General features: G+C 60.9%; 11 protein-coding genes. 6 read left to right on the top strand and 5 right to left on the bottom strand.

Annotated elements, in window-relative coordinates; genetic code table 11:
• Nucleotides 1–19: 19 nt before the first annotated feature.
• The 6 genes from GBC55_RS13475 to GBC55_RS13450 all read left to right on the top strand — a co-directional run bounded on the left by GBC55_RS13475 (nucleotide 20) and on the right by GBC55_RS13450 (nucleotide 7,103).
• Nucleotides 20–955 carry a LysR substrate-binding domain-containing protein gene (locus GBC55_RS13475; protein WP_162438231.1) on the top strand — a complete coding sequence of 312 codons (936 nt, stop codon included), beginning with the start codon at nucleotides 20–22 and terminating at the stop codon, nucleotides 953–955.
• 145 nt (nucleotides 956–1,100) lie between these two features.
• The gene (locus GBC55_RS13470; RefSeq protein WP_162438230.1) at nucleotides 1,101–1,436 is read left to right on the top strand and encodes a hypothetical protein; all 336 of its coding nucleotides are present in this window, start codon (nucleotides 1,101–1,103) and stop codon (nucleotides 1,434–1,436) included.
• 537 nt (nucleotides 1,437–1,973) lie between these two features.
• On the top strand, nucleotides 1,974–2,450 hold the full coding sequence (locus GBC55_RS13465) for a formate dehydrogenase subunit gamma (RefSeq protein WP_162438229.1): 477 nt from the start codon (nucleotides 1,974–1,976) through the stop codon (nucleotides 2,448–2,450).
• Complete coding sequence (locus tag GBC55_RS13460; protein ID WP_162438228.1) at nucleotides 2,450–4,006, top strand: formate dehydrogenase beta subunit; 1,557 nt, start codon at nucleotides 2,450–2,452, stop codon at nucleotides 4,004–4,006. Before GBC55_RS13465 ends, GBC55_RS13460 begins: the two co-directional genes overlap by 1 nt.
• Nucleotides 4,003–6,885 (top strand): formate dehydrogenase subunit alpha, encoded by a 2,883-nt coding sequence (gene fdhF / locus GBC55_RS13455; RefSeq protein WP_162438227.1) that lies wholly within the window; start codon nucleotides 4,003–4,005, stop codon nucleotides 6,883–6,885. The genes GBC55_RS13460 and fdhF overlap by 4 nt, the downstream gene beginning before the upstream one ends.
• Nucleotides 6,882–7,103, top strand: a complete 222-nt coding sequence (locus tag GBC55_RS13450) for a formate dehydrogenase subunit delta (RefSeq protein ID WP_162438226.1) — start codon at nucleotides 6,882–6,884, stop codon at nucleotides 7,101–7,103. The genes fdhF and GBC55_RS13450 overlap by 4 nt, the downstream gene beginning before the upstream one ends.
• Before the next feature lie 1,545 nt (nucleotides 7,104–8,648).
• On the opposite strand, the gene GBC55_RS13445 is transcribed toward GBC55_RS13450, so the two are convergent.
• The 5 genes from GBC55_RS13445 to GBC55_RS13425 all read right to left on the bottom strand — a co-directional run bounded on the left by GBC55_RS13445 (nucleotide 8,649) and on the right by GBC55_RS13425 (nucleotide 15,485).
• Nucleotides 8,649–9,017, bottom strand: a complete 369-nt coding sequence (locus GBC55_RS13445) for a PH domain-containing protein (protein ID WP_162438225.1) — start codon at nucleotides 9,015–9,017, stop codon at nucleotides 8,649–8,651.
• Between the two features lie 42 nt (nucleotides 9,018–9,059).
• Nucleotides 9,060–9,419, bottom strand: a complete 360-nt coding sequence (locus tag GBC55_RS13440; protein WP_162438224.1) for a potassium channel family protein — start codon at nucleotides 9,417–9,419, stop codon at nucleotides 9,060–9,062.
• A gap of 96 nt (nucleotides 9,420–9,515) precedes the next feature.
• On the bottom strand, nucleotides 9,516–11,159 hold the full coding sequence (locus GBC55_RS13435) for a fatty acid--CoA ligase (RefSeq protein ID WP_162438223.1): 1,644 nt from the start codon (nucleotides 11,157–11,159) through the stop codon (nucleotides 9,516–9,518).
• A gap of 20 nt (nucleotides 11,160–11,179) precedes the next feature.
• Entirely contained in the window at nucleotides 11,180–12,958 is a 1,779-nt protein-coding gene (locus tag GBC55_RS13430; RefSeq protein ID WP_162438222.1) for an acyl-CoA dehydrogenase C-terminal domain-containing protein, read from the bottom strand.
• Nucleotides 12,959–12,965: 7 nt separating this feature from the next.
• Nucleotides 12,966–15,485 (bottom strand): MMPL family transporter, encoded by a 2,520-nt coding sequence (locus tag GBC55_RS13425; protein WP_162438221.1) that lies wholly within the window; start codon nucleotides 15,483–15,485, stop codon nucleotides 12,966–12,968.
• Nucleotides 15,486–15,606 lie beyond the last annotated feature (121 nt).

Genomic DNA, 15,606 nt, shown 5'->3' with positions numbered 1-15,606 from the left:
TCTTGCCAGTGGATACCTCATGTCGCGCCGAAACGTCGATCTCCCACCGCTCAACTGTCTGCAGACCTTTGAGGCCGCCGCCCGTCATTTGAGTTTTACCCAGGCGGCCCACGAGCTGAACCTGACTCAAAGCGCGGTCAGCCGACAGATCAAGCGTCTGGAAGAAGACCTGGCGCGCCCGCTGTTCCACCGTCTGGCGCTGGGCATCAGCCTGACGCCGGCCGGTGAGCGTTACTTCCGCACCATCCAGCGACTGCTGCGCGAGCTGGATCGCGAATCCGCCGAACTGCGCCGCCGTGGTGCGGATCGGCAACTCACCCTGGCGAGCACACCGACCATCAGTTCGATCTGGCTGGCAGCGCTGTTGCCACACTTCCAGAGCCAGCACCCGGACCTGGACATCCGCATTCTGTGCAGCGAAAGCCCGAGCCACCTGGACGTCAGCGAATACGACCTGGGCTTGTTCTATCACCTCGACGAATTACCCGCGCCCCATGGTCTGGAGCTGTCACCGGTGTTTGAAACCGAGGAGGTAATCGCCGTCTGCAGCCCCGGTTATCTGCAGCGCCGCGGCGAGATTCGGGACGCGGCGCATCTGCTCGAAGACCACACCCTGCTGATCGTGGAAGACCATTACCACGACTGGCTGACCTGGGCCGACTGGTTCTCCGATGCTGGCGCCAGCTACCACAGCCCGAGGCACGCCTTGCGCACCAACAGCTACCAATTGCTGATGCAGTCGGCGGTCATGGGCCAAGGGGTTTCCCTGGGCTGGAAAAGCCTGCTTGAAGGCGAACTGGCGTCGGGCCGCCTGCAGATGGCATTACCCCACAGCATGCGCAGCCGTGGCCGCCTGTACCTGATGCAACCGCACCACCGCAACCCGCTGCCTGCCGTTCGCAGTTTCCAGCAGTGGTTACTGACGCATGCCGATGTTTTGAAAACAAACTCCTGATGTTTCGCCTTGGGTCATCACGATCAATAGACGTCAGCGATAACAAGAGGGCATAGGTGTCAAAAATGCCAAAAGCGCGAGCCACTTCCGGTACAGTGCCGCTCCCCGGTAATTGGATCCGGGCGCTTTTCCATGGAGTAACACCTTGAAGTCCTTCGGTAAAATCATCGCTTCTGCAGTATGTGGTTTGGTTCTTGCGGGCTGCACCGGCACCGCTATGAAGTCCCCGCATTACGAAAGCAATCAGTACACCGTCGTTGGCCACAGTGAGGCCAGCGCTACAGGCCTGATGCTGTTCGGTCTGATCCCGATTCGTCAGAACTCCCGTTTTGTTCGCGCGCAGGACGCTGCAATCCAGGCCAAGGGTGGCGACGCACTGATCAATACTCAAGTGCAGGAAAAGTGGTTCTGGGCCTGGGTCCTGAACGGCTACACCACCACCGTCTCCGGCGATGTAATCAAGCTGAAAACTGCCAACTAAGCAGCGCTCGGCTCGAGAAAGCCCGGTTCGCCGGGCTTTTGTGTTTCTGGCGTTTGGGAAGGTGGACTCATCTGGATAAGCTTGCAGCAGGGCTGGGCTGGCGCTATCGCCAGCAGGCTGGCTCCCACAGGGGTTTTGTGGCGTGGCTCAATGCATCTGCTCCTCGAAATACCCACGGATCTGACGCTGTTTCCTACCCACAATGCTTGCTATACATGAGCCATCGACCGGCCCTGAGGGAATCAGGCCGGTGAGTGAACGCCTGTTGCGGCAGTCATCTAGACTCAATGGAGAGTCGTAGGCAGAACCGAACACGTCGCTTTGGTGCCGTTCGATCAATAGCCGCGTGGCAAGCTGCTCTTTATGCCCAGTAGAGGTTCGGCAAAGACCGCACCGGGCACAACAAGATGCCCGTTCAGGGTGCCCTGGCCAACGGCCTGAAAATCCACGATACCGTGACGTGGTGTGAATGCCGCAGCCGACACTTTCGGACGACCGACGACCTTCTGGTTCGTCCGTGACCGTGAGGATTGCTGAATGCCTGATGAGATGTTGCACCTGCCAGTGGTCAACAGTCTGCTGGAGCGCCATAAGGGCTCCCCGGGTGCGCTGTTGCCCATTCTTCATGATATTCAGGAACGCATCGGCTACATCCCCGACGCCGCCGTCCCCGAGATTGCCCACGCCCTGAACCAGAGTCAGGCCGAGATTCGTGGCGTGATCAGCTTCTACCATGACTTCCGTACTGCGCCGCCAGCGCGGCATATCTTGCGTCTGTGCCGCGCCGAGTCCTGCAAGAGTCGCGGCGCCGAGCAGTTGGCGGCGCAGTTGCGCGATCGTCTGCAGCTCGATGACCACGGCAGCAGCGCCGACGGCAGCATCAGTTTGCGTCCGGTGTATTGCCTCGGCGCCTGCGCTTGTTCGCCTGCTCTGGAGCTGGATGGCCGGGTGCATGCGCGACTCAGTGCCGAGCGTCTGGATGCCTTGCTCGACGCTTGCCGGGAGGACGCGTGATGCCTCTTTATTTGCCTGCTGATTCGCTGGCCCGTGCCGTGGGCGCTGATGAGGTGTCCGTCGCTCTGATTACCCAGGCCCGGGAACGCAATCTGCCGCTGGAGTTGCAGCGCACCAGTTCGCGCGGCTTGTACTGGCTGGAACCGCTGCTGGAAGTGGACAGCCCGCAAGGCCGGATCGGTTTCGGCCCACTGACCGCTGCCGATGTGCCGTCCGTGCTCGACGCGCTGCAAGGCGAGCCATCCGCGCATCCACTGGCTTTGGGTCTGGTGGAAGAATTACCGTATCTGAAGACGCAACAACGCCTGTTGTTCGCCCGCGCCGGCATCACTCGGCCGCTGTCCCTGGACAATTACCGGGCCCACGGTGGGTTCGAGGGTTTGCAAAGGGCCGTCAAAATAGGCGGCGAGCACACTGCGACTGAAGTGTTCGATTCAGGCCTGCGTGGCCGTGGCGGCGCAGCGTTTCCAGCCGGGATCAAATGGCGCACGGTGCGCGCTAACGAGGCTGTGCAAAAGTACATCGTGTGCAACGCCGACGAAGGCGACTCCGGCACCTTTGCCGACCGTATGCTAATGGAAGGCGACCCTTTCCTGCTGATCGAAGGCATGGCCATTGCCGGTCTTTGCGTCGGCGCCACTTATGGCTACATCTATGTGCGCTCGGAATACCCCGACGCCGTGGCCACGTTACGTGTAGCGCTGAACATCGCCCGTTCCGCCGGCTACCTGGGCGCGAATGTCGGCGGCAGCGGTCAGGCCTTCGACATGGAAGTGCGCGTCGGTGCCGGTGCCTACATCTGCGGTGAGGAAACCGCGCTGCTGGACTCCCTTGAAGGCAAGCGCGGGATCGTTCGCGCCAAGCCGCCCATCCCCGCGCTGAAAGGTTTGTTCGGCCTGCCGACCCTGGTGCACAACGTGCTGACCCTGGCCTCGGTACCGCTGATTCTGGCCAAGGGCGCGCAGTTTTATCGTGATTACGGCATGGGCCGTTCCCTGGGCACCATGCCTTTCCAATTGGCGGGCAATGTTCGTCACGGCGGTCTGGTGGAACGGGCGTTTGGCCTGACCTTGCGCGAACTGGTGGAAGGCTACGGCGGGGGTACCGCCAGTGGCCGGCCATTGAAGGCTGTGCAAGTGGGCGGTCCGCTTGGCACGTGGGTGCCGCCGTCGCAGTTCGATACGCCGCTGGATTACGAAGCCTTCGCAGCCATGGGCGCGATGCTCGGCCACGGTGGTGTGGTGGTGGCGGATGACACGCTGGACATGTCCCAAATGGCGCGTTTTGCGATGCAGTTCTGCGCCGAGGAATCCTGCGGCAAATGCACGCCGTGCCGCATTGGGTCGACCCGTGGCGTGGAGGTGATCGACCGCCTGCTGGCCGCGCCCGACCAGAACGGTCGTGATGCGCAAGCCATCATCCTCAAGGACCTGTGCGACACGATGCAATACGGTTCGCTCTGTGCGTTGGGCGGCATGGCCCCGTTTCCGGTGGCCAGCGCCCTCAAGTACTTCCCCGCCGACTTCGGTCTGCAGCCTTCGGAGGCCGAGCAATGATCACTCTCTTCGACCCGAAAACCGACATCGATCTGGGCACGCCTGCCCGCGACAGCCAGGTGCAAATCACCCTGAACATCGACGGTCGCAGCATCAGCGTGCCCGAAGGCACCTCGGTAATGCGCGCCGCTGCACTGCTGGGCACCACCATTCCGAAACTCTGTGCCACCGACAGCCTGGAAGCCTTCGGTTCCTGCCGCATGTGCCTGGTGGAAATCGACGGCATGCGCGGCTATCCGGCCTCCTGCACCACGCCGGTCACCGAAGGCATGAGCGTGCACACCCAGACGCCGAAGCTCGCAACCCTGCGGCGCAACGTCATGGAGTTGTACATCTCCGATCACCCGCTGGACTGCCTGACCTGCTCGGCCAACGGCAACTGCGAATTGCAAACCGTGGCCGGCCAGGTCGGTCTGCGGGAAGTTCGTTACGGCTACGAAGGCGACAACCATCTCGCCGACGTCAAGGACACCTCCAACCCCTATTTCGATTTCGACCCGAGCAAGTGCATCGTCTGCAACCGCTGCGTGCGCGCGTGCGAAGAAACCCAGGGCACCTTTGCCCTGACCATCACCGGGCGCGGTTTTGAATCCCGGGTGGCCGCCGCTGGGGGTGACAACTTCCTCGACTCCGAATGCGTGTCCTGCGGCGCCTGTGTGCAAGCCTGCCCGACCGCGACCCTGATGGAAAAAAGCGTGGTCGAACTGGGTCAACCCGAACGCAGCGTGATCACCACCTGTGCCTATTGCGGCGTGGGCTGCTCGTTCCGCGCCGAGATGAAAGGCGACAAACTGGTGCGTATGGTTCCGGATAAAAACGGCCAGGCCAACCACGGCCACTCTTGCGTCAAAGGGCGCTTCGCCTGGGGTTACGCGACGCACCCGGATCGCATCACCAAACCGATGATCCGCCAGCACATCAACGACCCGTGGCAGGAAGTCAGCTGGGAGGAAGCGGTGACCTATGCCGCCAGCGAATTCCGTCGTTTGCAGCAGAAATACGGCCGCGATTCCATTGGTGGTATCACCTCAAGTCGCTGCACCAACGAAGAAACCTACCTGGTGCAGAAACTGGTTCGCGCGGCGTTCGGCAATAACAACGTCGACACCTGTGCGAGGGTCTGCCACTCGCCGACCGGCTACGGCCTGAAGCAAACCCTGGGCGAGTCCGCCGGTACTCAGAGTTTCGACTCGGTGATGAAAGCCGACGTGATCCTGGTGATGGGCGCCAACCCCAGCGATGCCCACCCGGTGTTCGCATCGCAACTCAAACGCCGTTTGCGTGAAGGCGCACGGCTGATCGTCATCGACCCGCGGCGTATCGATCTGGTGGACTCGGTGCACGCCCGCGCCGAGCTGCACCTGGCCCTGCGTCCGGGCACAAACGTGGCCATGCTCAACGCCCTGGCCCATGTGATCGTCACCGAAGGTTTGCTCGACCAGGCCTTTATCGACGCCCGTTGCGAGGGTAGCGATTTTGCTCGCTGGAGCGAGTTCGTCAGCCGCGCTGAAAACTCGCCTGAAGTCCTTGGCGAGATTTGCGGCGTGGCGCCTGCCGACATCCGCGCCGCCGCCCGCCTGTTTGCCAGCGCCGGCAACGCGGCGATCTACTACGGCCTCGGCGTCACCGAACACAGCCAGGGCAGCACTGCGGTCATGGGCATTGCCAACCTGGCGATGGCCACCGGCAACATCGGTCGTGAAGGCGTGGGCGTGAACCCGCTGCGGGGGCAGAACAACGTTCAGGGCTCCTGCGACATGGGCTCGTTCCCCCACGAGTTGCCCGGTTACCGGCACATCTCCAACGAGGTGGTACGCGCGGAGTTTGAACAGGCGTGGAACGTCACCCTGCAACCTGATCCGGGCCTGCGCATTCCCAACATGTTTGAGGCTGCGCTGGGCGGCACGTTCAAGGGCTTGTATTGCCAGGGTGAAGACATCGCCCAGAGTGATCCCAATACACAGCACGTGACAGCAGCGCTGTCGGCGATGGAATGCATCGTGGTGCAGGACATCTTCCTCAACGAAACCGCCAAGTTCGCCCACGTGTTCCTGCCGGGCTGTTCGTTCCTGGAAAAGGACGGCACCTTCACCAACGCCGAGCGACGCATCTCGCGAGTGCGCAAGGTCATGGAACCGCTGGGCGGCAAGGCCGACTGGGAAGGCACCGTGGCGTTGGCCAACGCCTTGGGCTATCCGATGAACTACTCGCATCCGTCGGACATCATGGATGAAATCGCCAGCCTGACGCCGACCTTCACCAACGTCAGCTACGTCGAACTGGATCGTCACGGCAGCTTGCAATGGCCGTGCAACGCCGCGGCACCGGACGGCACGCCGACCATGCACATCGAGCAGTTCGTGCGCGGCAAGGGGCGCTTCATGCTCACCGGGTATGTGCCCACCGAGGAGAAGGTCAACGGCCGTTATCCGTTGCTGCTGACCACCGGGCGCATCCTCAGCCAGTACAACGTCGGCGCCCAGACACGGCGCACCGACAACGTCGCCTGGCATGACGAAGACCGTCTGGAAATCCACCCGACCGATGCCGAGAGCCGTGGCATCAATGAAGGTGACTGGGTCGGTATCGGCAGCCGCGCCGGGCAGACCGTGTTGCGGGCGCGGGTCACTGAACGGGTCGCGCCGGGTGTGGTGTACACCACCTTCCACTTCCCGGAATCGGGGGCCAACGTCATCACCACCGACAACTCCGACTGGGCGACCAACTGCCCGGAATACAAGGTCACCGCCGTGGAAGTCAGCCGCGTGTACCACCCTTCCGAGTGGCAAAAACGCTTTCAAGCCTTCAGCGAAGAACAGGCCCGCCTGCTCAAGGATCGCCGTCAGGCTCGGGGCGCAAAAGCGGAGGTCCGCCGATGAGCACGGACAACCTGATCAAGATGGTCAACCAGATCGCCCAGTACTTCTCCAGCGAACCGGACCAGCACGCGGCCGTACTCGGCGTGCGCAATCATCTGCAAATGTTCTGGACACCCGGCATGCGCAAGGAATTGCTGGCCTGGCAAACAGAGCACCACGGGGCAGACATGCACCCACTGGCGCAAGAAGCGGTCAGTGGCGCAGGTTGGGGGACATAAACACCGTCCAAAAAACAGTGAAACCCTGTGGGAGCTGGCAAGCCAGCTCCCACAGGGTTTGTGGCGCTCCCAACTATCACAGCCAACACAAATCAACTGTAGGAGCTAGCCTGCTAGCGATAGCGTCCGTTCAGCCAACATCATCATCGCCTGACCCACCGCCATCGCGAGCAGGCTCACTCCTACAGGGTCCATGGTGTTCTCAACTATCACAGCCAACACAAAACAACTGTGGGAGCTAGCCTGCTAGCGATAGCGTCCGTTCAGCCAACATCATCATCGCCTGACCCACCGCCATCGCGAGCAGGCTCACTCCTACAGGGTCCATGGTGTTCTCAACTATCACAGCCAACCCAAATCAACTGTAGGAGCTGGCTTGCCAGCGATGGCGTCCGTTCAGCCAACATCATCATCGCCCGATCCACCGCCATCGCTGGCAAGCCAGCTCCCACAGGGTTTGTGGCGCTCCCAACTATCTCAGCCAACACAAATCAACTGTAGGAGCTAGCCTGCTAGCGATGGCGTCCGTTCAGCCAACATCATCATCGCCTGACCCACCGTCATCGCGAGCAGGCTCACTCCTACAGGGTTTGTGGCGCTCCCAACTATCACAGCCAACACAAATCAACTGTAGGAGCTAGCCTGCTGGCGATGGCGTCCAGTCAGTCAACATCATCATCGCCTGACCCACCGCCATCGCTGGCAAGCCAGCTCCCACAGGGTTTGTGGCGCTCCCAACTATCACAGCCAACCCAAATCAACTGTAGGAGCTAGCCTGCTAGCGATGGCGTCCGTTCAGCCAACAACATCATCGCCCGATCCACCGCCATCGCGAGCAGGCTCACTCCTACAGGGTCCATGGTGTTCTCAACTATCACAGCCAACCCAAATCAACTGTAGGAGCTAGCCTGCTGGCGATGGCGTCCGTTCAACCAACATCATCATCGCCTGATCCACCGCCATCGCGAGCAGGCTCACTCCTACAGGGTCCATGGTGTTCTCAACTATCACAGCCAACACAAATCAACTGTAGGAGCTAGCCTGCTAGCGATGGCGTCCGTTCAGCCAACATCATCATCGCCTGACCCACCGCCATCGCGAGCAGGCTCACTCCTACAGGGTTTGTGGCGCTCCCAACTATCACAGCCAACACAAATCAACTGTAGGAGCTAGCCTGCTAGCGATGGCGTCCGTTCAGTCAACATCATCATCGCCTGACCCACCGCCATCGCGAGCAGGCTCACTCCTACAGGGTCCATGGTGTTCTCAACTATCACAGCCAACACAAATCAACTGTAGGAGCTAGCCTGCTGGCGATGGCGTCCGTTCAGCCAACATCATCATCGCCTGACCCACCGCCATCGCTGGCAAGCCAGCTCCCACAGGGTTTGTGGCGCTCCCAACTATCACAGCCAACCCAAATCAACTGTAGGAGCTAGCCTGCTGGCGATGGCGTCCATTCAGTCAACATCATCACCTGACCCACCGCCATCGCGAGCAGGCTCACTCCTACAGGGGGCCGTGGCGCTCACAAAGGCAATCAATTCACAACAAATGCTGGGAAATCAGTTTCGACACTTCAACCATCGACGTCCTGCCGGTGAATTCAAACTTCACTTTGCCCAACGACGAGAAATAGATTTCCAGCTCGGAGTCCAGGTCGAAGGTGCCCGACGTTTCCACCGAATACGCCACGATGTTTTTGTACGGCAACGAGGTGAAGTCTTTTTTGCTGCCGGTCAAACCCTGGACGTTGACCGCGATGATCCGTTTGTTGGTAAACACCACGCCATCGCGCATGGATTTGTAGGAGTCGATAACCGTCTCCCCGTCCAGCAGCAAGGCCGTGACGCGTTCGGCGTATTCGTCGTTCTGCTTGAGCTTGAAGAAACCCTTGTTGTTGAAGTCGATCATGGCCATTCCCTGTTGTTCAAAACAGGTATCTAACCATGCCACTTAACCTTTGGGCTCCTCCTGTCGATCCGCCCCCGTCACGCGCACCGCAATTTCAATCCCCCGAATGCACAGTGCTGCAAAAATCGCCGTCATCAGGATGCCGTTAAACCCCAGCAAAATCGCCAGCACCCGCGAGATGGCCAGTTTCGGCACCAGCTCCCCATACCCGATGGTCAAGCCCGTGACGAAACCAAAGTAAATGCCATCGAACGGGCCCCATCCTTCCAGGTAGCTGATGATCAAGCCGAACAGCACGATCATCACAAGAAGCATGGAAATAATCGGCCAGACCACATGAAAGTAGAGCCATATGGCTTTATAGAACTCTCGACGCATTTGCGATGCTTGGGTGCGTTTCATTGGCAGGTCGTCCCGGGTTTTCAGTACTCCATCAGCTTGGCACAAGTTTGGAAAATTGACGGCCGGGCCCATTAATTGGCCCGGCAGCTGTTCCCGTCAGCCCGCCTCGCTCTCGCGAATCAGCTTCTTGTTGATCTTGCCGACGCTGGTCTTGGGAATTTCCGCCACGAACTTGAACTGCTTGGGGATGGCCCATTTGTTGATGCGCCCGCCGTCGACAAAGGCTTGCAGGTGGACTTCCAGCAGCTTGCGATCAAGGTATTGCCCCGGTTCGCACACCACCATCGCCATGGGCCGTTCGCCCCATTGTTCATCGACGATGCCCACCACCGCGACCGACATCACGGCCGGATGCTCGCTGATCAGGCTTTCCAGCTCCAGAGAGCTGATCCACTCGCCGCCGGTCTTGATCACGTCTTTGATCCTGTCTTTGATTTCCACGCAACCCAACGCGTCAATGGACGCCATGTCACCGGTGTGCAGCCAGCCGTTGTGCCAGAGTTCGGCACCCTTCTCTTTATCCTTCAAATAGCCCTGGGTCAGCCACGGTGCGCGCACCACGATTTCCCCGAGGGACTCACCGTCATGGGCGACGTCGTCACCGTTGGCGTCGATGATTTTCAGGTCAACCATCGGCACCGGCGTGCCGGTCTTGATGCGGATGGGCAGCTGAGCTTCGCCGGGGAGCGCCAGGTCTTCATCGCGCAAATAGGTCAGGCACAACAGCGGGCAGGTTTCCGACATGCCATAGCCGGCATGCACCACCATGCCTTTGGCGCTGGCTTCGCTGGCGATACCGAGGGTCAGCGCGCTGCCGCCCAGGAGCATTTTCCAGCCGTCGAAACGAGTCGCCTTGCCTTCTTCACAATTAAGGATCATCTGCAAAATGGTCGGCACGCAGTGAGAAAAGGTGACCTTCTCTTCGCGATAAAGCCGGACCAGGCTGTTGGGCTCATAACGGCCGGGATACACCTGCTTGATCCCCATGAGTGTCGCGACATACGGCACGCCCCAGGCATGCACGTGAAACATCGGCGTGATGGGCATGTACACATCGTCGGAGCGCAGCAACGGCTGGCCTTGATAGACGCCCAGGGTGCCGACGGCATTCAGGGTATGCAGCACCAGTTGGCGGTGGGTGAAATACACGCCTTTCGGGTCGCCCGTGGTGCCGGTGGTGTAGAACAGCGTCGCCACCGAGTTCTCATCGAAGTCAGGAAACGCGTACTGGTCGGACGCTTCCTCCAGCGCGCTTTCGTACTCGCCCACCATCGGCAGACAGGTATCCACGGGCGCATCGTCAGTCAGCCGCATGAAGCCCTTAACCGTCGTCAGCCGCCCCTGAATCTGCTCCACCAGCGGCAGGAAATCATCATGCACCAGCACCAGGTCATCCTCGGCGTGGTTCATGGTGTAGAGCACCTGCTCCGGCGACAGACGAATGTTCACCGTGTGCAGTACCGCGCCAATCATTGGCACGGCGAAAAAACATTCCAGGTAGCGATGACTGTCCCAGTCGAGCAGGGCCACGGTGTCCCCGGCCTTGACCCCGGCAGCGGTCAGCGCATTGGCCAAACGCCGAATACGCTGATTGAGGGTCTGGTAGCTGTAGCGCAGTTTGTCGGCGTAGACGATTTCCCGACCCGGCTCGTAGCGCACGCCGGACAACAGCAATTGCTTGATCAGCAACGGATAGGCATAGGCGCCTTCGGCGGGCGGAATTATTTTTGTCGCCATCATGAACAGGGTTCCTTGTCCTTTCAGAATTGCTCGGCTTGCAAGGCATACAGGCATTCGCTGCCGGCCTTGGCCGAGGCACTTAACGAATGAATGCGCGGCAGCAAGCGAGCGAAGTAGAAGCGCGCAGTGGCCAGTTTGCTGGCGTAGAAATCATCCTTGGAATGAGTGCTCATGGCCGCCTTGGCCATCCGCGCCCACAGGTAGGCGTAGGCGGTATAGCCGAACACGTGCAGGTACTCGACGGAGGCCGCGCCGATTTCATTCGGGTTGTTCTGCGCGCGATCCAGCAGCCACGCGGTCAGTTCATCGAGGGTGTCCACAGCGGCGTTCAGCGGCTGGGTGAACTCGCCGAGATCGGCGCAGGCAGTGGCGGTAAAGTTGCGGATTTCCGAAGCGAACAAACGGTAAAGCGCCCCGCCGCTGCCGACGATTTTGCGCCCGGCCAGATCAAGGGACTGAATGCCGTTGGTACCTTCGTAAATCTGCGTGATGCGCACGTCGCGCACCAGTTGCTCCTGGCCCCACTCGCGGATGTAACCGTGGCCGCCGAACACCTGCTGGCCGAGCACCGTGGTTTCCAGGCCCATGTCGGTCAGGAACGCCTTAGCCACCGGCGTCAGCAGCGAGACCAGTTCCTGTGCGCGGTGACGGGCCGTCGCGTCGTCGCTGAACTTGGCAATGTCCAGTTGCAGCGCCACGTAGCTGGAGAACGCGCGACCGCCTTCGTTCAGGGCTTTCATGGTCAGCAACATGCGGCGCACATCGGGGTGCACGATGATCGGATCGGCGGGCTTGTCCTTGTTTTGCGCGCCGGTGGGTGCTCGGCTTTGCAGACGATCACGCGCATATTCGACGGCGTTCTGGTACGAACGCTCGCCTTGGGCCAGGCCCTGAATGCCGACGCCCAGACGCTCGTAATTCATCATGGTGAACATTGCCGCCAAACCTTTGTTCGGCGCGTCGACGATCCAGCCGGTGGCCTCGTCGAAGTTCATCACGCAGGTGGCAGAAGCCTTGATGCCCATCTTGTGTTCGATGGAGCCACACGACAGTGTGTTGCGTTCACCCAGCGAGCCGTCGTCGTTGACCAGCACCTTGGGCACCAGAAACAGCGAGATGCCCTTGGGTCCTGCTGGCGCATCGGGAAGACGCGCGAGCACCAGATGGATGATGTTTTCCGTCAGGTCATGCTCGCCGCCGGTGATGAAAATCTTGCTGCCGCTGACCTTGTAGCTGCCATCGGCCTGAGGTTCAGCCTTGGTGCGAATCAAGCCCAGATCGGTGCCCGCATGGGCCTCGGTCAGGCACATCGAACCGGTCCAGATACCGGCGTACATGTTCGGCAGGTACTTGGTTTTCAGCGTTTCACTGGCGTGGGCATTCAGCGACAGGCAGGCGCCGGCCGTCAGCATCGGGTACAGGCCGAACGACAGGCTGGCCGAGTTGACCATCTCTTCGACCTGCGCCGAAATCGCCTTGGGCATGCCCATGCCACCGAACTGCGGATCACCGCCAACACCGACCCAGCCACCCTCGGCGAAAGCCTGATAGGCCTCGGCGAAACCGTCCGGTGCGCTGACCGCGCCGTTGTTCCAGGTGCAGCCCTGTTCGTCGCTGGCACGGTTCAATGGCGCGATCACTTCGCCGCTGATCTTGCCGGCCTCTTCAAGAATCGCGGCGGCGGTTTCTTCGTCGATCACGTCGGCCAGGCCAGGCAGTTTGGCCCACAGCCGGGACACCTGGAAAACCTCGTTCAGGACGAAGCGCATGTCGCGCAGGGGAGCTTTGTAGTCAGACATTGTTGGCTTACTCGGACGTGGTCAGGGCATGTGGCGTGCCCGGACGTTCAGTGGATTCAGTGGTTTCGGCTGGCACGACAGGCGCGGTGTGCGGCACCCGTTCACGCAGCAGGAAGTACGACAAAGCCGGAATCAGGATCAGCGCGCCGAGCATGTTCCACAGGAACATGAAGGTCAGCAGGATGCCCATGTCGGCCTGGAACTTGATCGGCGACCAGACCCAGCACACCACGCCCGCCGCCAGGGTGATGCCCACCAGACCGACGACCCGACCGGTGAAGGACACGGCATTGCGGTACGCCTGGGACAACGGCAAACCCTGGCGCTGGAAGTGCAATTGCACGCTGAGCAGGTACAGCGCGTAGTCCACGCCGATGCCCACCCCGAGGGCGATCACCGGCAAGGTCGCAACTTTCACGCCGATGCCCATGGCGACCATCAGCGCTTCGCAGAGGATCGACGTCAGCACCAGCGGCAACAACGCCACCAGCGTGGCGCGCCAGCTGCGGAAGGTGATCAGGCAGAACAGCGTCACCGCCGCGTAGACGTACAGCAGCATGGTGCGATTGGCTTCGCGCACGACAATGTTGGTCGCTGCTTCGATGCCCGCCGTACCTGCGGCCAGCAGGAACTGACGATCGTCGGTGCTGTTTTCCTTGGCGAACTTGTCGGCAATCGCTACCACGGCGTCCAGGGTTTCGGCCTTGTGATCCTTGAGGAAGGTGATCACCGGCATCAGCGAGCAGTTGCTGTTGAACAGCTCCGGCGAGTTCACCGAAGCTTGTTGCGCGGCGTAATTCAGTACGTCCTGGTTGCGCTGGATGCTGTTGAGTTTGGGGTTGCCTTCATAGGTGCCGGCGGTGATCTGCCGTACCGCGTTGACCAGCGAAACCGTGGCCTGCACGCCAGGGTATTGCTGCAGCTCCCAGGCCAGACGATCGGCGAGCACCAGGGTTTTGTAGTTCAGGCAGCCTTCCGGTGCGGTCTTGATCATCACCGCGAACATGTCGCTCGAGAGCGCGTAATGCTGGGTGATGTAGGCGTTGTCGCGGTTGTAGCGCGAGTCGGCACGTAGCTCCGGTGCGCCACTTTCGAGGTCGCCGATCTTCAGGTTCAGGCTGACCATGAAACCGCCGATGCCCATCAGCACCGCGACCAGCACCGCGCCCGTGGCCCACTTTCGCGTGGTGAAGCGGTCGAGCGCATCCCAGAGTTTGCCGAAGCCTTTGTGGTGTTCGGCGCGGGTGTCGATTTTCAGCGCGCGCTCGGCGGCCTTGGCGCCAACGCCGACATAGGACAGCGCCACCGGCATCAGCAACAACGAGGTAAAAATCAGCACCGCAACGCCGATGCTGGCGGTGATCGCCAGGTCCTGGATCACGGGGATGTCGATCAGCATCAACACCGCAAAACCCACCGCATCCGCCAGCAACGCCGTCACCCCGGCGATGAACAAACGGCGAAAGGTGTAGCGGGCCGCGATCAGCTTGTGCGTGCCGCGAGCGATGTCCTGCATGATCCCGTTCATCTTTTGCGCGGCGTGGGACACGCCGATGGCGAAGATCAAAAACGGCACCAGCACCGAGTACGGATCGATGGCGTAACCGAGCCAGGCGACAATGCCCAGCTGCCACACCACCGCGATCAGCGAGCAGCCGACCACCAGCAAGGTGCTGCGCACGCAGCGGGTGTAGGCGTAGATGATCGCCAGCGAGGTGACGACCGCCAGGCCGAAAAACATCATTACCTGGATCAGGCCGTCGATCAGGTCGCCCATCAATTTGGCGAAACCGATCACCCGCACCTTGTACTGACCCTTGCCCTCGACGCCGGATTTGCGCGCGGCGCTGTCGCCGGCGAATTCGATCTTGTCGCGCAATTGCTCTTCGAGCATCTGCGAAAACGCGTGGTAGTTGATGGGCTGGCCACCGGCCGCGGCCTTGTCCAGCAACGGCACGATCAACATGGTGGATTTGAAATCACTGGCCACCAGGCTGCCGACGAGGCCAGCGCGGGAGATGTTCTGGCGCAGTTGTTCGATCTGTTCAGGCTGACCGGAATAGGTGTCGGGCATCACCGGGCCACCCTGAAACCCCTCTTCGGTGACTTCGGTCCAGCGCACTGCCGGACTCCACAGCGATTTCATCCAGGCGCGGTCGACGCCTTCGGTGAGGAACAACTGGTCGTTGACCTGCTTGAGCACGTCGAGATACGCCGGGTCGAAAATATCGCCCTGGGTGTTCTCCACCACCACGCGCACCGAGTTGCCCAAGCCGCGCAACGAGGCACGGTTTTCGAGGAAATTCTGGATGTACGGCTGGCTCTGCGGGATCATTTTTTCGAAGCTGGGCCGCAGCTCCAGGCGCGTCACCGCCATGAAGCCGAACACCACGGTGGCGATCGCCATCAGCAGCATGAACAGCGGCCGGAAGTTGAACACCAGCCGTTCGAGGAGGTTGCCAGAGTGCTGGTCGAAATCGCGCAGGTCGCGGATCACCGGCATGGCGTCTTGTTTGATAGTGCCCATGTCTGGGTTCTCGCTCTTAGGGTTCGAGGGCTGGGTCGGCGGCCAGCGTCAGGGCGCCACGGCTACCGGCGAGTACCAGTGCGCCATCGGCGGACTGAGCGGCACCGGAAACTGGCGTGCG

The organism is Pseudomonas sp. TNT3 (genome assembly GCF_010095445.2).
Classification (GTDB): Bacteria; Pseudomonadota; Gammaproteobacteria; order Pseudomonadales; family Pseudomonadaceae; genus Aquipseudomonas.
This window is presented reverse-complemented; position numbering and strand designations above follow the sequence as displayed.